18 protein-coding genes and 1 tRNA gene are annotated in these 24,210 nt (G+C 63.1%); 11 read left to right on the forward strand and 8 right to left on the reverse strand.

Annotation, left to right across the window (positions count from 1 at the left end; all coding sequences use genetic code 11):
• Nucleotides 1–112 precede the first annotated feature (112 nt).
• The gene (gene galU, locus NKH50_RS07865) at nt 113–1,018 is read right to left on the reverse strand and encodes a UTP--glucose-1-phosphate uridylyltransferase GalU (protein ID WP_352736997.1); all 906 of its coding nucleotides are present in this window, start codon (nt 1,016–1,018) and stop codon (nt 113–115) included.
• 230 nt (nt 1,019–1,248) lie between these two features.
• Between galU and NKH50_RS07870 the strand changes: the two genes are divergently transcribed.
• Nucleotides 1,249–2,475, forward strand: coding sequence for a lytic murein transglycosylase (locus NKH50_RS07870; RefSeq protein WP_254816924.1), 1,227 nt, complete (start codon nt 1,249–1,251; stop codon nt 2,473–2,475).
• 26 nt (nt 2,476–2,501) lie between these two features.
• Nucleotides 2,502–3,749: an SGNH/GDSL hydrolase family protein gene (locus tag NKH50_RS07875; RefSeq protein ID WP_352877767.1), complete on the forward strand. Its 1,248-nt coding sequence runs from the start codon at nt 2,502–2,504 to the stop codon at nt 3,747–3,749.
• A gap of 36 nt (nt 3,750–3,785) precedes the next feature.
• Here NKH50_RS07875 and NKH50_RS07880 read toward each other — a convergent pair whose 3' ends face one another.
• Both NKH50_RS07880 and gltB read right to left on the reverse strand, forming a co-directional pair.
• Nucleotides 3,786–5,240, reverse strand: coding sequence for a glutamate synthase subunit beta (locus NKH50_RS07880; RefSeq protein WP_254816922.1), 1,455 nt, complete (start codon nt 5,238–5,240; stop codon nt 3,786–3,788).
• Between the two features lie 143 nt (nt 5,241–5,383).
• On the reverse strand, nt 5,384–10,114 hold the full coding sequence (gene gltB / locus NKH50_RS07885; RefSeq protein WP_352877770.1) for a glutamate synthase large subunit: 4,731 nt from the start codon (nt 10,112–10,114) through the stop codon (nt 5,384–5,386).
• A 478-nt stretch (nt 10,115–10,592) separates the two neighbouring features.
• Here gltB and NKH50_RS07890 point away from each other — a divergent pair, with 478 nt between their 5' ends.
• Nucleotides 10,593–11,645, forward strand: coding sequence for a threonine aldolase family protein (locus tag NKH50_RS07890; protein ID WP_254816920.1), 1,053 nt, complete (start codon nt 10,593–10,595; stop codon nt 11,643–11,645).
• A 90-nt stretch (nt 11,646–11,735) separates the two neighbouring features.
• Here the strand turns inward: NKH50_RS07890 and NKH50_RS07895 are convergent, their stop codons facing one another.
• Nucleotides 11,736–12,200, reverse strand: coding sequence for an Hsp20 family protein (locus NKH50_RS07895; RefSeq protein WP_352478207.1), 465 nt, complete (start codon nt 12,198–12,200; stop codon nt 11,736–11,738).
• Nucleotides 12,201–12,670: 470 nt separating this feature from the next.
• Here NKH50_RS07895 and NKH50_RS07900 point away from each other — a divergent pair, with 470 nt between their 5' ends.
• Together NKH50_RS07900 and NKH50_RS07905 are read left to right on the forward strand one after the other, a co-directional pair.
• Nucleotides 12,671–13,645 (forward strand): alpha/beta fold hydrolase, encoded by a 975-nt coding sequence (locus NKH50_RS07900; protein WP_352877775.1) that lies wholly within the window; start codon nt 12,671–12,673, stop codon nt 13,643–13,645.
• A 139-nt stretch (nt 13,646–13,784) separates the two neighbouring features.
• On the forward strand, nt 13,785–14,243 hold the full coding sequence (locus tag NKH50_RS07905; protein ID WP_352877778.1) for a styrene oxide isomerase: 459 nt from the start codon (nt 13,785–13,787) through the stop codon (nt 14,241–14,243).
• Between the two features lie 149 nt (nt 14,244–14,392).
• On the opposite strand, the gene hisN is transcribed toward NKH50_RS07905, so the two are convergent.
• On the reverse strand, nt 14,393–15,166 hold the full coding sequence (gene hisN / locus NKH50_RS07910) for a histidinol-phosphatase (protein WP_352647618.1): 774 nt from the start codon (nt 15,164–15,166) through the stop codon (nt 14,393–14,395).
• Nucleotides 15,167–15,515: 349 nt separating this feature from the next.
• Entirely contained in the window at nt 15,516–16,457 is a 942-nt protein-coding gene (locus tag NKH50_RS07915; protein ID WP_254816915.1) for an N-formylglutamate amidohydrolase, read from the reverse strand.
• Nucleotides 16,458–16,610: 153 nt separating this feature from the next.
• On the opposite strand from NKH50_RS07915, the gene cpdR reads away from it, so the two are divergent.
• The gene (gene cpdR, locus NKH50_RS07920) at nt 16,611–16,973 is read left to right on the forward strand and encodes a cell cycle two-component system response regulator CpdR (protein WP_006199474.1); all 363 of its coding nucleotides are present in this window, start codon (nt 16,611–16,613) and stop codon (nt 16,971–16,973) included.
• Between the two features lie 104 nt (nt 16,974–17,077).
• Nucleotides 17,078–17,152, forward strand: a tRNA-Val gene (locus NKH50_RS07925).
• Nucleotides 17,153–17,218: 66 nt separating this feature from the next.
• On the opposite strand, the gene fcl is transcribed toward NKH50_RS07925, so the two are convergent.
• Nucleotides 17,219–18,181 (reverse strand): GDP-L-fucose synthase, encoded by a 963-nt coding sequence (fcl, locus tag NKH50_RS07930; RefSeq protein ID WP_352702772.1) that lies wholly within the window; start codon nt 18,179–18,181, stop codon nt 17,219–17,221.
• Nucleotides 18,182–18,343: 162 nt separating this feature from the next.
• Entirely contained in the window at nt 18,344–19,498 is a 1,155-nt protein-coding gene (locus NKH50_RS07935; RefSeq protein ID WP_352702770.1) for a dihydrodipicolinate synthase family protein, read from the reverse strand.
• 243 nt (nt 19,499–19,741) lie between these two features.
• On the opposite strand from NKH50_RS07935, the gene NKH50_RS07940 reads away from it, so the two are divergent.
• The 4 genes from NKH50_RS07940 to NKH50_RS07955 are packed head-to-tail and all read left to right on the forward strand — an operon-like array spanning nt 19,742 to nt 24,177.
• Nucleotides 19,742–20,797 (forward strand): LacI family DNA-binding transcriptional regulator, encoded by a 1,056-nt coding sequence (locus NKH50_RS07940; RefSeq protein WP_352702768.1) that lies wholly within the window; start codon nt 19,742–19,744, stop codon nt 20,795–20,797.
• Nucleotides 20,794–21,810, forward strand: coding sequence for a Gfo/Idh/MocA family protein (locus NKH50_RS07945; protein WP_352877783.1), 1,017 nt, complete (start codon nt 20,794–20,796; stop codon nt 21,808–21,810). Before NKH50_RS07940 ends, NKH50_RS07945 begins: the two co-directional genes overlap by 4 nt.
• Nucleotides 21,807–23,408 carry an acyl CoA:acetate/3-ketoacid CoA transferase gene (locus NKH50_RS07950; RefSeq protein ID WP_352877786.1) on the forward strand — a complete coding sequence of 534 codons (1,602 nt, stop codon included), beginning with the start codon at nt 21,807–21,809 and terminating at the stop codon, nt 23,406–23,408. The genes NKH50_RS07945 and NKH50_RS07950 overlap by 4 nt, the downstream gene beginning before the upstream one ends.
• Complete coding sequence (locus NKH50_RS07955) at nt 23,401–24,177, forward strand: enoyl-CoA hydratase/isomerase family protein (RefSeq protein ID WP_352877789.1); 777 nt, start codon at nt 23,401–23,403, stop codon at nt 24,175–24,177. The genes NKH50_RS07950 and NKH50_RS07955 overlap by 8 nt, the downstream gene beginning before the upstream one ends.
• Nucleotides 24,178–24,210: the final 33 nt, after the last annotated feature.

Below are 24,210 nucleotides of genomic sequence, written 5' to 3' on the forward strand. Positions count from 1 at the left end.
TGCAGCGGTTTTGCGATAACGACTTGCATAAAAACAAGAACCTAGGTGCGTCGCATGAGGCCCGTCGAACGCGGCGCGCTTTCGCCGACCAGCGCGGCAACCGGTGCTGACACTATAAGGCTAGGCCGCGGCGCTCTGACGGCGCGAGTTCGTCGAGAAGTGTGCGAATGACACCTGCCATGCTTCCATTCATGTCGCTGCGCCACAGCGCGAAGGCAACGTTGGCCTCGACGAAGCCTTCGGGCGAGCCGCAGTCGAACGTGCGCCCGCGATAATGATAGCCGTAGAAGGGCTGTTGTTTCTGCAGTTTCAGCATTGCATCGGTGAGCTGGATCTCGTTGCCGGCGCCTTTTTCCTGGCCTTCGAGTATCTTGAATATCTCAGGCTGCAGGATGTAGCGTCCGTTGATGTAGAGGTTCGACGGCGCCGTGCCGGTCTTCGGCTTTTCCACCATGCCGGTGATGCGGAAACCGTGATGTGCGTCATCGCCGCGGCCGACAATGCCGTATTTGTGCGCCTCGGCCGGATCGCATTCCTGCACGGCGACGATGTTGTTGCCGGTCTCGGCGTAAAGCTCGACCATATCCTTCATGCAGCTTTTTTCCGACTGCATGATCATGTCGGGTAACAGCAGCGCAAAGGGCTCGTCGCCGACAAGCTCGCGCGCGCACCAGACGGCGTGACCAAGGCCGAGCGGTACCTGCTGGCGGGTGAAGCTGGTCTGCCCCGGCGCCGGCTGCAGCCGCTGCAGGCGGGCGAGCTGGTCGTCCTTGCCGCGCTGCGCAAGCGTGTCGTAGAGCTCGAACTGGACATCGAAGTGATCCTCGATGACCGCCTTGTTGCGGCCGGTCACGAAGATGAAATGCTCGATTCCGGCATCGCGCGCCTCATCGACCACATACTGGATGACCGGCCTGTCGACGACCGTCAGCATTTCCTTGGGAATGGCCTTGGTAGCAGGGAGAAAGCGCGTGCCGAGACCGGCAACCGGGAACACTGCCTTGCGAACTCTCTTCATGTGCCAATTATCCATTTGCATGCCTGTTCGGCAATCCCGATTCGAGACATTTTCATGCCGAAATCGAGGATTACTGAACGGCGGGTCATAAATCTCAGCTGATGCGGGTCATAAATCTCAGCTGATAAAGCATTGACGCATCTTTTCACCCCGCACGGCACCTATGGTAAACCAAATGCTAACCGGGTTCGGCGATGAATAGTCTTCCTGAGATGAAGAAGGAGGAAAAGATGTCCGTTCGCAACGCCGCAAGGCGCTTCACCAGCGTCCTGACGGCCGCCAGCCTCTCGCTTGCTTTGCTCATGCCCAGCGGGCCGGCTTTTGCCGATGCCGGCTTCCGCCAATGGGTCGCCAGCTTCCGTGCTACCGCCGTGGCGAGCGGCGTTTCCGGCTCCGTCTACGACCAGGCATTCAAGGGCATCAACGATGCTGACCCGGTGGTGCTGGAAAAGGCTCGTACTCAGCCCGAATTCACCGCACCCGCCTGGGATTATTTCGACAACCGCGTCCATGACCAGTCGGTCGCCGTCGGCCAGCAAATGGCAAGGAAATGGAAGCCTTGGCTGGACAGGATCGAGGCAAGATACGGCGTCGACCGCTACATCCTGCTGGCCATCTGGTCGATGGAATCGAACTACGGCGAAACCCTCAAGCGCGATGATATCATGCGCAATGTCGTGCGCTCGCTGGCGACGCTTGGTTATGCGGACCCCAAGCGAGCGAAATTTGCCCGCACCCAGCTGATCGCGGCGCTGAAGATCCTGCAGACCGGCGACATCGACGAAAGCCATCTCAGCGGCTCATGGGCCGGCGCGATGGGCCATACCCAGTTCATCCCTACCAGCTACCTGTCCTATGCGGTCGATATGGACGGCAACGGCAAGCGCGACATCTGGAATTCGATTCCCGACGCACTGGCGACAGCCGCCAATTTGCTGCGGAAGAACGGCTGGCAGGCAGGCAAGACCTGGGGCTATGAAGTCAGCCTTCCGGACGGCAAGAAGCTGCCCGGAGGCTCGAAGTCGCTGTCGCAATGGCAGGCGCTGGGCGTCACCCGTGCCAACGGCAAGCCGTTCAAGAACGGTGCCGACAAGGCGACGTTGAAGCTGCCCGGCGGCCGCGGTGGGCCGGCTTTCCTGATGATCACGAATTTCTCGGTCATCAAGCGTTACAACAATGCCGACAAATATGCGCTCGCCGTGGGCCTTCTTGCCGACGAAATCGCCGGCTATGGCGGGCTTGTGCAGGACTGGAAGCGACCGTTTACCAAGCTCTCCTTCGAGGAAAGGCAGGAGCTTCAGAAGCGACTTTCCGAGCACGGCTTTTACGACGGCAAGTTCGACGGCAAGATCGGTGACGGATCGAAAACCGCCATCATGGCCTTCCAGGCAAAGGCCGGCTTGACCCAGGACGGGTATCCGAGCAAGGAAGTGCTCAAATGGCTCAGGCAGAACTAGAGCCAGTTACGGGATGGAGAGGGTGATTGGTTTCGGCTGCGGGCATCCGGTTAATCGTTCGTCGCGTGCCGATTCTGGTTCTGGCGATCGCTGTTCTGGCAGTCGGCGCCGCCAGTGCCTTTCATACCTCGGCCATGGCGCAGGAGCCGGAAAGTCGTGGCTGGTCGCTGCGCGACCTGTTGTTTCCGCGCAGAAGCGAGCGGTTTGAGCAGCCGCCGCCCGAATTCCAGAGAGAATTCCAGAGAACAAAGCCTAGGCCCAAGCTGAGAAAGCCCCGGTCAGTTCGCCGGCCGCCGCCGGCCGAGCCGACAAGCCCAGTGGCCGAGAAGGCGCCGGATGCACGCGTCGTTCTGGTGGTCGGCGATTTCATGGCGTCTGGGCTGGCTGAGGGGCTCGACGCCGCCTTTGCCGAAAACACCGGCGTCAGGATCGTCGTCCGTGCCAACGGATCGTCCGGCTTCGTGCGTGACGATGTCTACAACTGGCCAGGACAGATCAAGTCCCTGATCGCTGCCGAAAAACCGGCAGCCGTCGTCGTCATGCTCGGATCCAACGACCGGCAGCAGATGCGCGTCGGCGATGTGCGCGAGCAGCCGCGATCCGAGAACTGGACCAAGGAATACGAGCGCCGGACCGATGCGTTCGGCAAGGCCATCGCCGCAACCAAGGTGCCGTATTTGTGGGTTGGCATGCCGGCCTTCCGGGTCTCGAAAATGACCTCCGACATGCTGGCCTTCAACGATATCTTCCGCTCGTCCGCCGAAAGCCACGGCGGCGAATTCGTCGACGTCTGGGACGGGTTTGTCGACGAGAACGGCGCCTTCATCACCAGCGGACCGGACATCAACGGCCAATCGGTGCGCCTGCGCTCCGACGACGGCATCAACATGTCGAAGGCCGGCAAGCGCAAGCTCGCCTTCTATACCGAAAAGCCGCTGATGAAGATCCTGGGGCTGGCCGCGCCGGGAAGCGTGGTGACGGCTTCTGCCCCGGCCGGCGCTCCCGTCGAGGCGCCGGCACCTGCTGCCGCGCCGATAGCTGTCGATCGCACAGTGCCGATGCTGCTCAGCGATCCGGCGCTGGACGGCGGTTCGGAACTTCTCGGCGCCGCCCCGCCGGCAAAAGCTGACAAGAATTTGCCGGGCGAAAGGCTGATCGTCGAGGGCAAGGCGCCCGACGCCTCACCGGGCCGCGCCGACGATTTCTCCTGGCCACCCAAGACACAGCCTGCGACGGCGGCCGCATCCGATACGACGACGGCGATCCGGCAGTAAAGCTGGCGCCTGTTTCTGTAGAGTTTCGGAACGGGCTCAGCGCGGCAGCACGCTCGATCCCATCAGCGCCTCGTCGATGGCACGCGCCGCCTGGCGGCCCTCGCGGATCGCCCAGACGACCAGCGACTGGCCGCGCCGCACGTCGCCCGCCGCATAGAGCTTTTCGACGCTGGTCCTGTAGTCCCGGTCATTGGCCTCGACATTCTTCGAGCGGCGGCTGTCGGTGACGATCTTCATCTGCCCGTCGAGTTCCGAGACCGGCCCGCGAGCGGCTGGCCCGGCAAAGCCGATGGCGATGAACGCGAGATCGGCGCGGATGACGAATTCCGTGCCCGCGATCGGCTTGCGTTTTTCGTCGACTTCGCAGCATTTTACCCCGGTCAGCTGGCCGTCTTCGCCGATGAATTCAAGCGTCGCCACCTGGAATTCGCGCTCGGCGCCTTCGGCCTGCGAGGATGACGTGCGCATCTTGGTCGCCCAGTAGGGCCACACCGACAGCTTGTCCTCCTTCTCCGGCGGCTGCGGCCGGATGTCGAGCTGGGTGACGCGCACCGCGCCCTGGCGGAAGGCGGTACCGACGCAGTCAGAGGCAGTGTCGCCGCCGCCGACGACGACGACGTGCTGGCCGCCGGCGACGATCGGGCGCGACGGCCATGCCACCGACTGGATCGGCTCGCCGCCGATACGCTTGTTCTGCTGAACCAGATACGGCATCGCGTCGTGCACGCCGTCGAGATCGTCGCCAGGGATGTTGGCCGGACGCGGTGTTTCGGAACCGCCGCAATAGAGGACCGCGTCATATTCGGCGAGCAGTTCGGCGACCGGCTTGTCGACGCCGACATTGACGCCACAATGGAAGCTGACACCTTCGCCCTGCATCTGCTCGATGCGCCGGTCGATATAATGCTTCTCGATCTTGAAGTCGGGGATACCGTAGCGCATCAGCCCGCCCGGCCGGCTCTCGCGCTCATAGACGTGAACGTCATGGCCGGCGCGGCCGAGTTGCTGGGCAGCCGCCATTCCCGCCGGCCCCGAGCCGATGATCGCGACGCGCTTGCCGGTCTTCCGTTCCGGCGGATAGGGCCGAATATGGCCGGTTTCATAGGCTTTGTCGGCAATCGCCTGCTCGATCGTCTTTATGGCGACCGGAATATCCTCGAGGTTCAGCGTGCAGGCTTCCTCGCAAGGTGCGGGGCAGATGCGGCCGGTAAATTCCGGAAAATTGTTGGTCGAATGCAGGTTGCGGATCGCGTTTTCCCAGTCGCCATTGTAGACGAGGTCGTTCCAGTCCGGGATCTGGTTGTGGATCGGGCAGCCGGTCGGTCCATGGCAATACGGAATGCCGCAATCCATGCAGCGCGCGGCCTGTTTCTCGACCTCCTTGTCCGACATCGGCAGCGTGAACTCACGGAAATGCCGGATGCGGTCGGAAGCCGGCTGGTACTTGTGCACCTGCCGGTCGATCTCGAGAAATCCTGTTACCTTGCCCATAGTCCAGTCCCTGCTGTCCGGAAGGCACGCCTGGCGACGCACCCGTTAACCTCATAAGGCAGCCGTGGCAACCTTCAGTCCGAGGTCAGGATTGTTGATGAAGATGGTTGCCAGGACGCATGGCCTCCCGGCAATTTCCAAATCTATTCCGCCGCCACGTTCATGCGCATCCGCTCCATCTCGATCAGCGCGCGGCGGTATTCGACCGGCATGATCTTCCGGAATTTCGGCCGGAAAGTCGCCCAATCGTCGAGGATTTCGCGACCTCGTACCGAGCCCGTGTAGTGGACGTGGTTGGAGATCAGCTGATAGAGCCGCTCCTCGTCGTGGCTGGTCATATCGCCCGATACGTCGACACGGCCCTTATGGTCGAGATCGCCGCCATGGTGGAGCAGCTTTTCCATAAGGTCGTCCTCTTCCGGAACCGGCTCCAGCTCGACCATCGCCATATTGCAGCGTTCGGCGAAATCGCCCGCCTCGTCGAGCACATAGGCGACGCCGCCCGACATGCCGGCGGCGAAGTTGCGGCCGGTCTGGCCGATGACGACGACGATACCGCCGGTCATGTATTCGCAACCATGGTCGCCGACCCCTTCAACGACCGCGGCGACACCCGAATTGCGCACAGCAAAACGCTCGCCGGCAACGCCGCAGAAATAGGCCTCGCCCTCGGTTGCGCCGTAGAGCACGGTATTGCCGACAATAATGGACTCGGCAGCAACGATTTTCGTGTTCTCCGGCGGGCGGATGACGATGCGGCCGCCCGACAGACCCTTGCCGACATAGTCATTGGCAGCGCCCACCAGTTCGAATGAAATCCCGCGCGCCAGAAAGGCGCCAAAGGATTGGCCGGCCGTGCCGGTGAGCTTCACCGAGATCGTGTCCTCGCGCAGGCCCTTGTGCTTGAAGCGCTTTGCCACTTCACCCGACAGCATGGCGCCCGTCGAACGGTCGACGTTGCGGATCGGCAGTTCGATGCTGACCGGCTGCCTGGCTTCGAGCGCCGGCTTTGCCAGTTCTATCAGCTTACGATCGAGCACGTCGTCGATCGGATGCTTCTGCCGCTCGGTCCAGTGCACCGCCGCGTGCGGCGCATCGGGCTTGTAGAACATCTTGCTGAAGTCGAGTCCGCGCGCCTTCCAGTGCTGGATCAGCTCGCGCTTTTCCAGAAGGTCGGTGTCGCCGATGATCTGGTCGAGATGGGTGTAGCCCATCTCGGCAAGCAGCGCCCGCACCTCTTCCGCCACATAGAAGAAGAAGTTGATGACGTGCTCGGGCGTGCCCTTGAAGCGCTTGCGCAGCACCGGATCCTGCGTTGCGACGCCGACCGGGCAGGTGTTGAGATGGCACTTGCGCATCATGATGCAGCCGGCCGCGATCAGTGGCGCGGTCGAGAAGCCGAACTCGTCGGCGCCGAGCAGCGCGCCGATGATGACGTCACGCCCTGTGCGCAGGCCGCCATCGACCTGCAGCGCGACGCGCGACCTGAGGCCGTTGAGCACCAGCGTCTGGTGCGTCTCGGCAAGGCCCATCTCCCACGGGCTGCCGGCATGCTTGAGCGAGGTCAGCGGCGAAGCGCCGGTGCCGCCGTCATAGCCTGATATGGTGATGTGGTCGGCACGCGCCTTGGCGACGCCGGCCGCAACCGTGCCGACGCCGACTTCCGAGACCAGCTTGACCGATACGTCGGCCGCCGGATTGACGTTCTTCAGGTCGTAGATGAGCTGCGCCAGATCCTCGATCGAATAGATGTCGTGATGCGGCGGCGGCGAGATCAGGCCGACGCCCGGCGTCGAATGCCTGACCTTTGCTATGGTCGCGTCGACCTTGTGGCCCGGCAGCTGGCCGCCCTCGCCGGGCTTCGCCCCTTGCGCGACCTTGATCTGCATCATGTCGGAATTGACCAGATATTCCGCCGTGACGCCAAAGCGTCCCGAGGCGACCTGCTTGATCGCCGAGCGTTCGGGGTTCTTGCCGCCGCCCGGCAGCGGCAGATAGCGATCGGCCTCTTCGCCGCCCTCGCCGGTGTTCGACTTGCCGCCGATGGCGTTCATGGCGCGCGCCAGCGTCGTGTGCGCTTCCCTGGAGATCGAGCCGAAGGACATCGCCCCGGTCGAGAAGCGCTTGACGATATCGGCCGCCGGCATCACCTCGTCGAGCTTGACCTTCTTACGCCCGGTCTCTTGCGCAAGCTTGATCTTGAACAGGCCGCGAATGGTCTGCGCCTGCGCCGTCTCGCTGTCGATCTGGGCGGAATAGTCCTTGAACGTCTCCCACGAGCCTTGGCGCACGGCGTGCTGCAAGGTCGCCACTGCATCGGGCGACCAGATATGGGCCTCGCCGCGCATGCGGAACATGTATTCGCCGCCGACCTCGAGGCTGTTGCGCAGCACCGGGTCGTTGCCGAAGCCGTCGGTGTGGCGGCTGACCGTTTCGGCGGCGATCTCGTCCAGCCCGACGCCTTCGATCAGCGTCGCCGTGCCGGTGAAGTACTTCTGCACGAACTCCGACTTCAGCCCGATGGCATCGAAGATCTGCGCGCCGCAATAGGACTGATAAGTCGAGATGCCCATCTTGGACATCACCTTCAGGATGCCCTTGCCGATCGACTTGATGTAGCGGGAGACGACCTCGTAGGCATCGACCTCCGCTGGCAATTCGCCACGCTTGTGCATGTCGAGCAGCGTGTCGAAAGCGAGATAGGGGTTGATCGCCTCGGCGCCGTAGCCGGCGAGACAGCAGAAATGATGCACCTCGCGCGGCTCGCCGGATTCCACGACGAGCCCGACCGAGGTGCGCAATCCCTTGCGGATCAAATGATGATGCACGGCCGCCGTTGCCAGCAGCGCCGGAATGGCGATGCGGTCCGGGCCGAGCTGACGGTCCGACAGTATGATGATGTTGTAGCCGCCGGCGACCGCCGCCTCGGCGCGCTCGCATAGCCGGTCTATAGCGCCCTGCATGCCGGCCGCGCCTTCATTCGAAGCATAGGTGATGTCGATCGTCTTGGTGTCGAAACGGTCCTCCGTGTGACCGATGGAGCGGATCTTTTCGAGATCGCCATTGGTCAGGATTGGCTGGCGCACTTCGAGCCGCTTGCGGCGCGAATTGCCGACCAGGTCGAAGATGTTGGGCCGCGGCCCGATGAAGGACACCAGGCTCATCACCAGTTCCTCGCGGATCGGGTCGATCGGCGGGTTGGTGACCTGGGCGAAATTCTGCTTGAAATAGGTGTAGAGCAGCTTCGATCTGTCCGACATCGCCGAAATCGGCGTGTCGGTGCCCATCGAGCCGACTGCTTCCTGGCCGGTGGTCGCCATCGGCGACATCAGCAACTTGGTGTCTTCCTGGGTGTAGCCGAACGCCTGCTGGCGGTCGAGCAGGCTGACGTCCCTGCGCAGGGCGCGCGGCTCGACCGGCTTCAAATCTTCGAGGATGAGCTGGGTGTTGGCGAGCCAGCTCTTGTAGGGGTGCCTGGTCGCGATCTCCGACTTGATCTCCTCGTCGGAAACGATGCGGCCCTTGTCCAGGTCGATCAGCAGCATGCGGCCGGGCTGCAGCCGCCACTTCTTGACGATCCTTTCCTCCGGCACCGGCAGCACGCCGGCTTCCGAGGCCATGATGACGCGGTCGTCGTCGGTGACGATGTAGCGCGCCGGCCGCAGCCCGTTGCGGTCGAGCGTGGCACCGATCTGGCGGCCGTCGGTGAAGGCAACCGCCGCCGGCCCGTCCCACGGCTCCATCAGGGCTGCGTGATATTCGTAGAAGGCCTTGCGGTCCTGACCCATCAGCTTGTTGCCGGCCCAGGCTTCCGGGATCAGCATCATCATGGCGTGGGCGAGCGAATAGCCGCCCTGCGTCAGGAATTCGAGCGCATTGTCGAAGCAGGCGGTGTCCGACTGCCCTTCGTAGGAGATCGGCCACAGTTTCGAGATGTCGTTGCCGAACAGTTCGGAATCGACCGAAGCTTGGCGCGCCGCCATCCAGTTGACGTTGCCGCGCAGCGTGTTGATCTCGCCATTGTGGGCGACCATTCGGTAGGGATGCGCCAGCTTCCACGACGGGAACGTGTTGGTCGAGAAGCGCTGGTGGACCAGGATCAGCGCCGTCTCGAAACGCGGGTCGGTGAGGTCCTTGTAGTAGGCTCCGACCTGATAGGCCAGGAACATGCCCTTGTAGACGATGGTCCGCGACGACATCGAGACGACATAGAAGCCGTTGTCGACGCCTTTGGTCTCCTCGTGGATACGTCCGGAAATGACCTTGCGCAGGATGTAGAGCCGCCGCTCGTAATCGTCGTCGTTCTCGATCTCGGCGCCGCGGCCCAGGAACACCTGCCGGTGCACCGGCTCGGAAGCGGCGATGTCGGGCGCCTTGGACAGCGACGAATTGTCGACCGGCACGTCGCGAAAGCCGAGCAGCGGCTGGCCCTCGAGTTGCGCCACCTCGGCGATGATGCCTTCGATATGCGCCTGCAGCTCCGGGTCGCGCGGCATGAACACCTGGCCGACGGCATAGTGGCCGGGCTTCGGCAGTTCGACCCCTTGCTTGGCCATCTCCTCGCGGAAGAAGCGGTCCGGCAGTTGCACCAGCACGCCGGCGCCGTCGCCCATCAGCGGATCGGCGCCGACCGCGCCGCGATGCGTCAGGTTTTCGAGCACGGCAAGGCCGTCCTCGACGATCTGGTGCGACTTCACGCCCTTCATGTTGACGATGAAGCCGACGCCGCAGGCATCATGCTCGTTGCGCGGATCGTAGAGGCCGCGCGCGGCATAGCCGGTGTTGGTTCGCCGAATATTGGTCAGGGACGGATTTTTGACGGCTGCCGCTTTCGTCTGCGCGGCCTTCGTCGCAGATGGCGTCATGTCCGTCATCGTCCTGTCCTCCGTTCCGTCCCCTTCGGGCGCTGGTTTCCGTCGGGAAGCGCGTGGCTCCCCTTTCAATCTTGCGGCACGTCTTGCGAAATTCTTGCCGACGGTGCGGCTTTCCGCATCGCTCGCATATGGTATTCGTACAGGCCAGAGTCAGGCTGTCTAGCTGTCGCTCGCGGTAAACGGCCGCAGAGGCGCAATCATATGCCTATGCGGCCAGTTTTGTGCGACAAAATAAGACAGCACTACTGTCCTAAATTTTTATGACAGAAATTTTGGATGCACACAAGACCGATTCACAAAATTCTTGAAGCTTTCGCGACAGAAAATTGCGCGGAAACCCGGTGCCAGCGTAACCTTCCGTCGCTGCATGTACGCTCATGCGTTTCGCTGGCTTTAGCGGATTTTCGGTATCTGCCCCTTGCGGCCGGCATGCGAAAGCGGCCAAGCTCGCACCGATTTCCCCAACATAGGCAGACGCATGATTTTCGCTTCCGACAATTGGGCAGGCGCCCATCCCCGTATCGCTGCCGGCCTCTCGGCCCATGCCGAGGGCTTCTCCACCGCTTATGGCGACGGCGTCCTCGACAAGGCAGTTTACCAGCGCTTCAATGAGATCTTCGAATGCGAAGTCGCGGTGTTTTTCGTCGCCACCGGCACCGCTGCCAATTCGCTGTCGCTGACTACCTATAACAAGCCAGGCGGCATTTCCTTCTGCCATCGCGAATCGCACGTCATCGAGGACGAATGCGGTGCACCGGAATATTTCACCGGCGGTTCGCGGCTTTATACAGTCGAAGGCGCGCTCGGCAAGATCGATGCCGGCAATCTGGAACGGGCGGTGGACCGTTTCGCACCCGAAAACGTCCATTCCGGGCGGCCGGTTGCCGTTTCGATCACTCAGTCGACCGAGGTCGGAACCGTCTACACGCTGAACGAAATCGCCAGGATTTCGGCGATCGCAAAGCAGCATGGACTGCCGCTGCACATGGACGGGGCCCGCTTTGCCAATGCGCTCGTCGCGCTGGAAACGACGCCGGCCGAAATGACCTGGAAGCACGGTATCGACATCCTCTCCTTCGGCGGCACCAAGAATGGCTGTTGGTGCGCCGAGGCGATCGTGCTGTTCGACCTCGAGCGAGCCAAGGAATTGGCCTTTTTGCGCAAGCGCGCGGCCCAGCTGTTCTCGAAATCGCGTTTCATCGCCGCGCAATTCGATGCTTATTTCAGGGGTGGGCTATGGCTCGATACGGCACGGCACGCCAATGCGATGGCGGCACGGCTTGCCGCGGCGATAGAAGATTCCCCTTCCGCCCGGCTGGCCTGGCTGCCGCAGGCGAACGAGGTCTTCGCGGTCATGAAAAAGGCCGAGGCCGAAAGCATGCAAGCGGCAGGCGCGGCCTTCCATGACTGGCACAGGCCGCTCGGCTACGACGGCCACATCGGCGAGGACGAAGCGCTCTATCGCTTCGTCACCAGCTTCGCGACCACGCCCGACGAGGTCGACCGTTTCGGCTACCTGCTCGCCGGATAGCAAGCCTTACCCAGCAAAAAGAGCGGCGCATTGCTGCACCGCCCTTTCTTCCCGGGGAGTTGGCGTCCCCAGAGAACTTAGCTGCCTGGCTTAGGCGGCAGTCTTGGCCTCGATCTGCTTGGCCTTGGCCGGAGCCGAGGTGATCGCGATCTTGCGCGGCTTCAGCTCTTCGGGGATGTTGCGCTTGAGGTCGACGGAGAGCAGCCCGTTCTTCAGCGCGGCGCCGACAACCTCGACGTGATCGGCAAGCTGGAAGCGGCGCTCGAAGGCTCGGCTGGCGATACCGCGATAGAGCAGTTCGGAGCCTTCGCCATTGCCTTCCTCCTTGCGCTCACCCTTGACGGTCAGCACATTGCGGTGAGCTTCGATCGAAATCTCATCTTCCGAGAAGCCGGCCACAGCCATCGAGATGCGATAGGCATCCTCGCCCGTGCGCTCGATGTTGTAAGGCGGATACGTCTGGCCTTCCGGCTGCGCAAGCGAATCGAGCATGGTGAACAGCCGGTCGAAACCGACGGTCGAACGGTAGAGCGGGGAAAAATCAACGTGACGCATGATGTGTTCTCCTGTTGAGCAACAAGGTTGCGTATGGCCGGTGCGAAACCCGTAACAGCGTTCCGGATGGGCCAGCGGCCCCGACATTGGCGACCGCATGACAAATTTGGGAAGCGGACGACGGCATTTCAAGATTTTCCGCGTCCAAACGGGACCGGTCTCGGCCGACGTCCCGATGCCGATGAACGGCAGATGAACCGTGGCTTCGGCGAGCGTTCAGCCAGGCGGCATTAAAACTGTTCTCGAGATAACGAACAGGTCGCGAAAAAAGGCGACACGACGAGGCCGAACCGGGTGCAACGTCCCTTCCTCCCGGGTCGACAGAGGCCGGAAGTACGCCCAAGGCTGCTTCCGGCCTTATTTCTTCGCTGCCTGTCGACCTCCCCGGCGTCCCGAATTCCTTTGCTTTTGGCGCATGGGCGTTTATGCCTGACTTGCGCCCGTCGGCACCGACACTAGCCAAACACCGTATGACCGATCTTTTCCACCAGACACCCGTCTTCCACGAAACTCCGGACAATCCGCTGCCGGAAAACGCAGCCGGTGGCTTCTTCACCACGCGCGACGGCAAGAAGATCCGCTATGGGCTGTTTGCCGCGGTTGCCCGCCCCATGAAGGGCACCGTGGTCGTCCTGACCGGCCGCAACGAGTGCATCGAGAAGTATTTCGAGACCATTCGCAACCTTGCCGACCGGGGCTTTGGCGTGGCAACCCTCGACTGGCGCGGCCAGGGCGCTTCCGACCGGATGATCGGCGACCGACAGCGCGGCCACGTCCGGAGCTTCTTCGACTATACCGGTGATCTGGAGCAGTTCTTCGAAGAGATCGTGCTGCCCGATTGCCGAGGGCCCTACTACATACTGGCCCATTCGGCTGGCGCGGTGATTGCGCTGCTTGCCGCGCCCTCAATGGCGAACCGCGTGCGCCGCATGGTGCTGATCGCACCGTTCTTCACAGTGCCCGACCTGCCGGTTTCGGTAAAAACCGTTCGCCGCATCTGTTCGCTGTTCTGCCTTCTCGGCCTCGGCCGGATCTATGCCGCATGGGGGCCGCGGCCGAAGGAATCGGTGCCCTTCGCCATGAACAAGCTGACCAGCGACCCGGCGCGCTATCGGCGCAATACGCTGATCTACGAAACCTATCCGCAGCTGGCGCTCGGCGGACCGACGATCCGCTGGCTGAAGGCGGCCACGGAGGCATCCTTGATCGTCAGCGACCCGGATTTCATGGCCAAGATCCAGGTGCCCTTGCTGATGATCGCCGCCGGCGCCGACCAAGTCGTCTCGACCAGGGCAGTCGAAGCCTATGCGAGACGTCTGCGCGTCGGCTCGCTAGTGATGATCGACGGCGCCCGCCATGAGATCCTCCAGGAAGCCGACCTCTATCGCGAGCAGTTGCTTGCGGCATTCGATGCCTTCATCCCCGGAACCGGCGACGCTGTTTGACCGCTTCGCCGGCGCCCGCCGACAAGGCCCGCACGGGTCGCTTGTCCGGCGCAGCGTGCCCCCCTTATTCCCGTTCAGGCATCGAGCGCTAGCTTGCTGCCAAAGAGGTTGGAGGCCATTCGCCGGGAGAAAAACGACCATGAACGCATCGAACACGCTGTCACGTCAGGGGCATCGGCTACTGCAGATTGGCGTCGCGCTGCTGCTGTTTTCGTCATTCGAAGGGTTTGCAATACCGTATCTCGCCGCACCGCGGCTCGGACTGTCCGCGCACACGCTCGGCGCCCTGGAGGGCGTTCTCTTGCTGGCGCTAGGCCTCACATGGTCTAGGCTCAATCTCGGCGCGGCGACGTCGCGGATTGCATTCTGGCTGCTGATCTATTCGGCTTTGGCGATCCTGGCCGCCTACGTGATCGCCAGCGCCTGGGCGGCCGGCAACGAGACTATGCCGTTAGCGGCCGGAGCCTTCCACGGAAGTGCCCTTCAGGAAGCAGTGATCAAAGGTGTGGCGTATTCGTCCGCGCCGACCGGCCTCATCTCTTTCGTGCTCATTTTGTGGGGCCTGCGTCTCTCGGATGCTTGGCCTGCCGATAGCTAATGCATGTCGCGCAAAAGTGCGCAGCGGTTGTGCGATAACGACATACAAAAAATGCGAGCGCGCGCCATTCAACGCGCGACGCACTTTGGAACCGTACCGCGGTTTCCGTCGGATTTGCGCAAAAACCAGACGCGTGGGTGCACGGATCCCTAGCCGCGCAGCGCCGCCATCGCCGCCGCGTGCAGTTCCGGTGTCGCCGCCGCCAGGATGTCGCCGCCGTTTTCCGCCGGCCCGCCTTCGAAGGTGGTGACAACGCCGCCTGCCTTCTCGATGATCGGGATCAGCGCGACGATGTCGTAGGGTTTCAATCCGGGATCGGCAACGATATCGACGCTGCCCGCCGCCACCATGGCGAAGGCATAGCAGTCGGTGCCGTAACGGGCGAGCTGGACCTGTTGCTCGAACAGGTCGTAGCGCAGGCGCGCGTCTCCCTTGAACAGCGCCGGCGTGGTGGTGAACAGAGTCGCCTCTGCGAGCTTCGTCGTCTTGCGCGTTGCGAGTTTTCGCGAGCCACCCGGACCTTCATAGTGCGAGCCGGAAGCATTGGCGTAGAACAGCTCGCCGGTGAAGGGCTGCGACATCATGCCGGCGACGGCGTCGCCGTCGACCGTCAGCCCGACCAGTGTTCCCCATACCGGCAGGCCGGAGATGAAGGCGCGTGTTCCATCGATCGGATCGATCACCCAGACATGCCGGCTGGAGATGTTTTCGCTGCCATGCTCCTCGCCGAGGATCCCGTGATCGGGGTATTGCGCGTTGATCAGCGCCCGGATGGCCCGCTCGGCCTCGCGGTCGGCCTCGGTGACGGGGTCGAAGCTGCCGCGCTCCTTGTTGGTGACCGCGCCCTGATTGCGGAAGCGCGGCAAGGTCTCCGCCGCGGCGGCATGCGCAACGCGCCGCATAAACTCGATGCTGACGTCCAACTGATTCTCCCGCTCCAGCATGTTTTGAGATGCCCGTTAGCCCACGGTTTTAGGCCGAAACAAGGGCGTTTATGCCGAAACAAGGGCGTTCGGAGCCTTTCGCTGGACGCTAACTGTTGCTCGAATGCAACGCAATCATCGTGGAAATGCAATTTCCACTTCACAGTGAATTAAAAAAGCCGGAACGCGCCTTGACATTTGTGCAGCGCACAATACGTTTGTTCTCGGACAGGGGTTCCCTGTCCATGCCCTCCTTGGGCGTTTCCTCCCTAGACTTCGACCGTGTCGTGCAAACGATGCGGTCTTTTTTTATGCCGCCGCATGAGCGGCGAGTGCCGCGATTCCGCGGCTATTCGGCGGCCAGCGGCAGATCCATGAAATTGTGATCGGGCATCGCCATCAGTTCGGCTGAAAACCGCGCCAGATCGTCCGCCAGGGCGTCGAAACCAGATGATCTCTGGAACGTCCGCTCATTCATGTAGAGCCCGCGATTGACCTCGATCTGCAGCGCATGCAGATGGCGCACTGGGCGGCCATAGTGCTCGGTGATGAAGCCTCCGGCATAGGGCTTGTTGTGGGCGACGCTGTAGCCCATGCCGGTGAGCAGGCCGATCGCGGTCTCGGTCAACGCCGCCGCGGCGGAAATGCCAAAGCGGTCGCCGACGATGAAATCCGGCCGCAATCCGCTGTCGCCGACCCTTATGCTTGCCGGCATCGAGTGGCAGTCAATCAGCACGGCATAGCCGAAGCGCGCATGGGTTCTGGTCAAGAGCCGTTTCAGCGTCTCGTGATAGGGCTTGTAGACCGCTTCGATGCGCGCCACGGCCTCCGCCAGCGGCAAGCGGCCGGAATAGATGTCGAGCCCCTCGCCTACAAGCTTGGGCACGGTGCCGAGTCCGCCGGCCACCCGCGCTGAGCGGATGTTGCAGAATGACGGCACCGGTTCGGCGAACATGCGCGGGTCGAGTTCCCACGGCTCCCGGTTGACGTCGAGATAGGCACGCGGGAAGTTTGCCGCCAGCATCGGCGCCCCTAGCGCGACGGCACCGCCGAACAATTCCTCGACATAGCAGTCCTCGGAGCGACGGATCGCGTTGCGGTCCAGCTTGGCCATCGCCATGAACCGGTCCGGATAGTAGCGGCCGCTATGCGGCGAGTTGAAGAGGAAGGGAACGCGCTGTTCGGCGCCCGATCGGATTTCGAAGGGTGGAACGACCGAAAAATCCTCGGCTGCCGTTTTCAATTTGAACGAACCCGGGAATACCAATGCATCATGATAGGAAAGTGCCACCTCGCCGCCCGCATGTCCAGCCGCCGAAGCGTCAGCCAAATCAGGATTGTGCGCCCAACGTTCACTTGATGTTTACCGTCACCTCCTCATATACAGCATGGTTAACGGGCTTGCCGCACGGCATTGTCGGTTGGGTGATTCGGACGGGACAAGATGGCACGCATTCTGCTGGCGGAAGACGACGACGACATGCGCCGGTTCCTCGTCAAGGCGCTGGAGCGCGCCGGTTATCAGGTCAGCGATTTCGACAATGGCGCCAGTGCCTATGAGCGGCTGCGCGAGGAGCCTTTTTCGCTGCTTTTGACCGACATCGTCATGCCCGAGATGGATGGCATCGAGCTCGCCCGCCGCGCTACCGAGATCGATCCCGACCTCAAGGTGATGTTCATCACCGGCTTCGCCGCGGTCGCCCTGAACCCTGACTCCAAGGCGCCGAAAGACGCCAAGGTGCTATCGAAGCCGTTCCACCTGCGCGACCTCGTCAACGAAGTCGAAAAGATGCTGCAGGCCGCCTGACGCGCTTTTTGTCGCGTCTTGACCAACGCCGCAAGCCAGCCATTCTTTCGCTTTTCCCGCTATTGACGTGCCGAACCAAAAATGGTGTATGCGCGGCTTCGGATGGGCGTGTAGCTCAGCGGGAGAGCACTGCATTGACATTGCAGGGGTCACAGGTTCAATCCCTGTCACGCCCACCATCCAGACAATCCCTCGATTGGCCGTTGGTATTTTTCGTCGACTGACGTTCCCGGCCTATACCAGCCTCAGGCCGCGCCGAGGCGGAGATCACCGGTCTCGACGTGCTCCAGAAACCACGCATAGGTCTGTTCCAATCCGCTGCGCAGCGAGTAGCGCGGGCGCCAGCCGGTGGCGAACAGACGCGACACGTCCATCAGCTTGCGCGGCGTGCCGTCCGGCTTCGTCGCATCGAACGTTATCGCAGCATCGGCGCCGGCGACCGACACGATGGTGCGGGCAAGATCGGCAATGGTGATGTCTTCCCCAGAGCCGACATTGATGTGGCTGTCGCCCGAATAATTCTTCAGCAGCCAGACCAGCGCGTCGGCGGCGTCGTCGACATGCAGGAATTCACGCATCGGCGTGCCTGATCCCCACACCTCCAGGCTCTTGCGGCCGGCGCGCCTGGCCTCGTGCGCCTTGCGCATCAGAGCGGGCACGACATGGCTGGAATTGAGGTCGAAATTGTCGCCCGGACCGTAGAGATTGGTCGGCATCGCCGAGATGTAGTCGACGCCGTACTGGCGCCGATAGGCCTGGCACAGTTTCAGCCCGGCGATCTTGGCGATCGCATACCATTCGTTGGTGGGCTCGAGCGGCCCGGTCAGCAAGGCGTCCTCGGAGATCGGCTGCGCCGCGAATTTGGGATAGATGCAGGATGAACCGAGAAACAGCAGCTTTTGCACCTCGTTGCGGAAGGCGCTGTCGATGACATTGTTCTGCATGACGAGATTGTCCTGCAGAAAATCGACCGGAAGCCTGTTGTTGGCCAGGATACCGCCAACCTTGGCCGCCGCCATCACCACTGCATCCGGCTTGCGGTCGGCCATCCAGTGCCGCACGCCGGACTGGTCGAGAAGATCGAGCTCGGTGCGCGAGGCGGTCAGGATCTCGCAATCCTCGTCGGCCAATCGGCGCAGGATGGCCGAGCCGACCATGCCGCGATGTCCGGCCACGAAAACACGCTTGCCCTGAAGGTCGAAGGTCATCAGCTTACCCCAATGCAGAACGGCAGCTATGCCAGTTGGCCGGCGGAGCGCCGGATCGGCTTCTCTGTTGCCGGACGCATACCGCATACAGATTTGCCCAGACAAGGCAAATCGCAAAGCCACCCGAAGCAACCTTTGGATCGGACGCTGTAGCGCTCGCGATCAGACGCCCGCTACCGCGCAGAGGCTTGTCATTCTGGCAATGGCAAGCTCGGGGTCGGCCAGCAACCCTGCCTGGTCGGCAAGGCGAAAGACATCGGAATAGTGGCGGATGCCGCGCGCGGATTGCATGCCGCCGATCATCGAAAAATGCTCCTGGTGGCCGTTCAGCCATGCCATGAAGACGATGCCGGCCTTGTAATATTCGGTCGGCGCCTCGAAGATTTTGCGCGACAGCGGCACTGTCGGGGCCATCAGCGCGTCGTAGCCGGCGCGGTCGCCGTCGGCCAGCTTTGCCAGCGCTGCATTGGCGACCGGCGCGATCGCATCGAAAATTCCGAGCAGCGCGTGCGAATGTCTGTCGCCGTTGCCGGCGATCAGCTCGGGGTAATTGAAGTCGTCGCCGGTGAACATCACCACGCCCTCGGGCAGCCGGTCCCTGAGCGCGATCTCCTTGCCGGCATCGAGCATCGATATCTTTATGCCCTCGACCGTGCCGGCGTGGCGTTCGATGATGGCGATCACCGTCTCGAGCGCAGTTTCGAAATCGCTGCTGCCCCAGTAGCCTTTCAGCGCCGGATCGAACACGTCGCCCAGCCAGTGCAGGATAACCTTGCCGGATGCCTGGGACAGGATGCGGTCGTAGACGCTGGCATAATCGTCGGGGCCTTTGGCGATCGCCGCAAGCGCGCGGCTGGCCATCATGATCACCTTGCCGCCAAGCCCTTCGATGAACCCGAACTGCTCCTCATAGGCCGCGATGACATCGTCGAGCGTGCTCGCCGCCCCCGGCGTCAGATGGTCGGTGCCTGCGCCTGACGCGAGAGTGGCGCCCTCGACGCTCCGCGCCTCGGCGATCGAGCGGCGGATCAATTCCCTGGCATTCACCCAGTCGAAGCCCATTCCGCGCTGCGAGGTATCCATCGCTTCGGCGACACGGAAGCCGAGCCGCCAGAGGTGATGGCGAAACGCCATCGTCTTGTCCCAGTCGACCGCGGGCCTCGACCATGGATTGGTCATGGCGAAAGGATCGGCGACGACATGGGCCGCGGCGTAGGCGATACGCGAGAACCGCGCGCTGGCCACAGGCTGCACCGGCTGGCCGATAAGCCGGTAGAGGACGCGGCCGCCGCCTTCCCCGGGCAAGGTGATGTCCATGGCTCTCTCCTTCCCAGCGCCTATTAAATGGAACGTTCCAATAAATCAAGAGACTTTGCCGCCCTGCCTCGCGCAGCTCAAATTGCTGCATCGCAGCAGGTGAAGCCGTATTTAGTAGACGATTGCACCCACTGAGCCGCACTTTTCTCGGGTTCGCAAAAACACGATTGACTCAAATGCCTCGCGGAGATTAGATCGTTCCAATAGAAATCGCATAAGAAACCTCCGGGAGGACAGATCTGGATGGCCAGCCGGGCCAAGGCAACGATACTCGACATCGCCCGTGAGGCGGGCGTGTCCAAATCGACGGTATCGCTGGTGTTGCAAGGCAGCCGGCTGATCCGGCCTGAGACCGCGCTCAAGGTGCGCAAGGCGATCGAGGATGTCGGCTATGTCTACAACCGCGGCGCCGCCAATCTGCGCAAGGCCCATTCCAACGTCATCGGCATGGTCATCAACGATCTTACCAATCCGTTTTTCGCCGAGATGGCGGTCGGCATGGAGCGCGTCTTCCAGTCGGCCGGCATCGTGCCTTTCATCGCCAACACGGCGGAGAGCCCGGTGCGCCAGGAAGAGGTTCTGAAATCGCTGATGGAGCAGGGTGTCGCCGGGCTCGTCGTGTCGCCGGCGCGCGGCACCACGCCTGGCGCGTTCCGCCGCCTTGAGACCGCAGGCGTTCCGGTCGTTTTCGTCATGCGCCGCCTCCCCGAAAGCCGCATCCCGGTGATCACGCCCGACAATCATCGCGGCGCCTATCTTGCCACCGCCCATCTGATCGGCAAGGGCCACCGCCGGCTGGCCTTCTTCGGCGGCTCGTCCGACCTTGTCGTCTATCACGAGCGGCTGGGCGGCTTTCGCGAGGCCTGTGAAGCGCTCGGCATCGCACCAGCCGACAGGCTGGTCTTCGAGGGCGAAACCAGCCGCAAGGGCGGCATTGCCTGCCTGGAAACCGCGCTCGCCATGGCCGCGCCGCCGACCGCGGCCCTTTGCTTCAACGATGCGGTCGCCTTCGGCGTCTTGCTGGCGCTGCGCAAGCGCGGCCTTGAGCCCGGCGCGGACTTTGCCGTCGTCGGCTTCGACGACGTCGCCGAGGCCGAGCACTACATGCCGGCGCTGACCAGCGTCGCGGTGAACACCGCCGGCCTCGGCGAGCGCGCCGCCCATGTCGTGCTGAAGATGATCCAATCGCGCACCACGCGCGCCGAGGATCATATCGGCGCCGTCAACCTCGTGGTCAGGGAAAGCTGCGGTCCCGATCGCAAGGAGCATGGCTGCGCAGGAATGGGAGACGCGGCATGACCGTCAGTTGGGGGCTGATCGGCGCCAGCACGATCGCAAGACAGTTCATGATCGGCGCCATCCGCGCGCAGCCGGACGGCGAGATCGCCGCAGTGATGAGCTCCAGCCCGGAGCGGGCTACCGCCTATGCTCGGGAAAACCGCATTCCGGCGGCGGTCTCGACGCTTGATGAATTGCTCGGCTCCGACATCGACGCCGTCTACATCTCGACCACCAACGAATTGCATCTCGAACAGGCACTCGCCGCCATTGAGGCGGGAAAGCATGTGCTTTGCGAAAAGCCGCTGGCGCTGACCAGCGCCGACGCCCGCAAGATGGTCGCAGCGGCCAGGGCCGCCGGCGTCGTGCTCGGCACCAATCACCATCTGCGCAATGCGGGCTCGCATCGGGCGATGCGCGAAGCGATCGCTGCCGGCCGCATCGGCAGACCGATCGCCGCGCGCGTCTTCCACTCCGTCTATCTGCCGGAAAACCTGCAGGGCTGGCGCATCACCAGGCCGGACGCCGGCGGCGGCGTGGTGCTCGACATCACCGTCCACGATGCCGACACGCTGCGCTTCGTGCTCGGCGACGATCCCGTCGAGATCTCGGCGTTCACGCAATCGGCTGGCATGGCCGCCTGCGGGCTGGAAGACGGCGCCATGTGCCTCTGGCGCTTCGCATCGGGCGTCATCGCCCAGTCGCATGAGGGCTTCACCACCAAATTCGCCGGCACCGGCTTCGAGGTGCATGGCAGCGAAGGCTCGCTGATCGCCAGGGATGTGATGACGCAGAAGCCAATCGGCACTGTGTTGCTGCAAACGGCAAAGGGCGAGGAGGAATTGAGCTTCGACCGAGAAGATCTCTATGCCCGTTCGCTGCGCCAATTCCACGCGGCGATCCGCGGCGAGGGCCAGCCTTCCGCCACCGGCGAAGACGGCGTCTGGTCGCTGACATCAGCCGAAGCGGCATTGCAGTCGGCCAGGTCCGGCAAGGCCGTTGCCATCGACCCGAAGCTCGGGAGTGCTGGATGAGCAAGCTCGTTTCCGCGGCTGAGGCGGCCGGCCTGATCAGGGATGGCGTGGTGGTTTCCGTGTCGTCGTCGAGCGGCCTCGGCTGTCCGGATGCGGTGCTTGCCGCGATCGGCGAGCGCTTCGACGCCGAAGGGCATCCCAAGGATATCACGACGCTACACCCGATCGCTGCCGGTGACATGTACGGCATCAAGGGGATCGATCACTTAGCCAAGCCCGGCCTGTTGAAGCGCACCTTGTGCGGCTCGTATCCCTCCGGCCCGTCATCTTCCGAGCCACCACAGATCTGGAAGATGATCGGCGACAATACGGTCGCCGCTTACAACGTGCCGTCCGGCGTCCTGTTCGACATGCATCGCGAGGCCGCCGCCAAGCGTCCCGGCGTGCTGACCAAGGTCGGGCTCGATACCTTTGCCGACCCGCGCCACCAGGGTTGCGCGATGAATGCCGCCGCCAGCGAGCCGATCGTTTCGGTGCAGCAGTTCGACGGCGAGGAATGGCTCTATTTCCGCGCGATCGTGCCGCAGGTCGCGGTCATTCGCGCCACCACCGCCGACGAGCGCGGCAACCTCACCTATGAGCATGAAGGTGCCTATCTCGGCGGCCTCGAACAGGCGCTGGCCGCCCGCAACAATGGCGGTATCGTCATCGCGCAGGTCAAGCGCGTCGTCGAGAACGGCACGCTGAAGCCACACGATGTGCGCGTGCCCGGCGTGCTGGTCGATCATATTGTCGTGGCGCCCGACCAGTTGCAGACGACGCTGACGCCCTACGATCCGGCCATCTCCGGCGAGATCTTCCGGCCGCTGTCGAGCTTCCGCAACGCCGAGATGAATGTCCAGAAGGTCATTGCCCGGCGCGTCGCCATGGAGCTTGCCGATGGCATGGCGGTCAATATCGGCTTTGGCATCTCGGCCAATGTGCCGCGTATCCTGCTCGAGGAAGGCCAGCACGGCAAGGTCACCTGGGTCATCGAACAGGGCGCGGTCGGCGGCGTGCCGCTGCTCGACTTCAAGTTCGGCTGCTCGTCGAATGCCGACGCCTTCATGCCCTCGCCGCACCAGTTCACCTATTTCCAGGCCGGCGGCTTCGATGCGTCGCTGCTGTCCTTCCTGCAGATCGACCGCCACGGCTCGGTCAACGTGTCCAGGCTTTCGGCGCGGCCGCATGTCACCGCCGGCGCCGGCGGCTTCGTCGATATCACCGCGCGGGCGAAGAAGATCGTGTTTTCCGGCTTCTTCAATGCCGGCGCCAAGCTGTCTCTGGCCGATGGCGGCATCGGTATCGACCAGGAGGGCAAGGTCAAGAAAGTCGTCGGCGAGGTCGAGCACATCTCCTTCTCCGGCAAGCGTGCCGTCGCCCAGGGACAAGACATCACCTATGTCACCGAGCGCTGCGTGATGAAACTGACGCCGGCGGGGCTGATGGTGACCGAGTTGGCGCCGGGCATCGACCTCGCGCGCGATGTGCTGGCGCAGGCCGAGATCCCGCTCGCCGTCGCCAACGACCTGAAAATCACACCGGATGCGCTCTACCGGGACCGGCCGATCGGCCTGTCGCTCAATGGCGGCGCGTCGCTTGGAGGCGCACATGGCTGAGCGTCTGGTAACCTTTGAAACCGACGGCGCCATAGGCATTGTCACGCTGCGCCGGCCGGAGAAATTCAACGCGCTCGATATTCCGATGCTGCGGGGGTTGGAAGCAGCGCTCGACGAAGCCGAGGCGGCGCAGACCGTCCGCGTCGTGCTGATCTGCGGCGAAGGCAAAGGCTTTTGCGCCGGCGGCGATGTCGAGGCTTGGGCAGAAATGAGCGCCGCCGATTTCCAGGTGCAATGGGTGCGCTACGGCCACCGCGTCTTTGATCGGCTGGCGCGGTTGCGGCAGCCGACGATCGCCGTGCTTGCCGGCCATGCGCTGGGCGGCGGGCTGGAACTGGCGGCGGCTGCAGACTTCCGCGTGGCGGAAACACAGGTGAAGCTGGGGTTCCCCGAAACCTCGATCGGCGTCGTTCCCGGCTGGTCCGGCACCCAGCGCGCCGTGCGCCGCTTCGGCGCGCAGGCGGTGCGGCGGATGGCGCTCGGCGGCGAGGTGTTTCTGGCGACCGAGGCTCTTGCTCTGGGGATTGTCGATCGGGTGGTCGAGACCGGCAAGGCGTTCGCCGAAGCCAAGGCCTGGGCCGGCAAGATCGCCGAGCGCGGCCCACTCGCGACCGAGGCCGCCAAGCTGATGATTGCCATCGCGGAAAGCGAGGAGAGTGCTGCCGCGACCGAAGCGCTGGCCAGCGGCTTCATCGCGCTGACAAGCGATCTCAGGACCGGCGTCGAGGCTTTCAAGGCCAAGCAGAAACCGGCGTTCTCAAGATCTTAGGAACCTGAAACTCACATGAACGCACCTCTCAAC

Origin of the sequence: Mesorhizobium sp. M1027, from assembly GCF_040318745.1 — a bacterium.
Classification (GTDB): Bacteria; Pseudomonadota; Alphaproteobacteria; order Rhizobiales; family Rhizobiaceae; genus Mesorhizobium.

Bases quoted from the DNA above. Each gene is read 5' to 3' on its own strand.
- NKH50_RS07900 (WP_352877775.1), top strand. From the start codon at position 12,671: ATGACCGATCTTTTCCACCAGACACCCGTCTTCCACGAAACTCCGGAC.
- galU (WP_352736997.1), bottom strand. From the start codon at position 1,018: ATGAAGAGAGTTCGCAAGGCAGTGTTCCCGGTTGCCGGTCTCGGCACG.
- NKH50_RS07895 (WP_352478207.1), bottom strand. From the start codon at position 12,200: ATGCGTCACGTTGATTTTTCCCCGCTCTACCGTTCGACCGTCGGTTTC.
- NKH50_RS07950 (WP_352877786.1), top strand. From the start codon at position 21,807: ATGAGCAAGCTCGTTTCCGCGGCTGAGGCGGCCGGCCTGATCAGGGAT.
- NKH50_RS07935 (WP_352702770.1), bottom strand. From the start codon at position 19,498: ATGGACATCACCTTGCCCGGGGAAGGCGGCGGCCGCGTCCTCTACCGG.
- NKH50_RS07945 (WP_352877783.1), top strand. From the start codon at position 20,794: ATGACCGTCAGTTGGGGGCTGATCGGCGCCAGCACGATCGCAAGACAG.
- NKH50_RS07940 (WP_352702768.1), top strand. From the start codon at position 19,742: ATGGCCAGCCGGGCCAAGGCAACGATACTCGACATCGCCCGTGAGGCG.
- NKH50_RS07870 (WP_254816924.1), top strand. From the start codon at position 1,249: ATGTCCGTTCGCAACGCCGCAAGGCGCTTCACCAGCGTCCTGACGGCC.
- fcl (WP_352702772.1), bottom strand. From the start codon at position 18,181: ATGACCTTCGACCTTCAGGGCAAGCGTGTTTTCGTGGCCGGACATCGC.
- gltB (WP_352877770.1), bottom strand. From the start codon at position 10,114: ATGACGGACATGACGCCATCTGCGACGAAGGCCGCGCAGACGAAAGCG.
- NKH50_RS07880 (WP_254816922.1), bottom strand. From the start codon at position 5,240: ATGGGCAAGGTAACAGGATTTCTCGAGATCGACCGGCAGGTGCACAAG.
- NKH50_RS07890 (WP_254816920.1), top strand. From the start codon at position 10,593: ATGATTTTCGCTTCCGACAATTGGGCAGGCGCCCATCCCCGTATCGCT.
- NKH50_RS07905 (WP_352877778.1), top strand. From the start codon at position 13,785: ATGAACGCATCGAACACGCTGTCACGTCAGGGGCATCGGCTACTGCAG.
- cpdR (WP_006199474.1), top strand. From the start codon at position 16,611: ATGGCACGCATTCTGCTGGCGGAAGACGACGACGACATGCGCCGGTTC.
- NKH50_RS07955 (WP_352877789.1), top strand. From the start codon at position 23,401: ATGGCTGAGCGTCTGGTAACCTTTGAAACCGACGGCGCCATAGGCATT.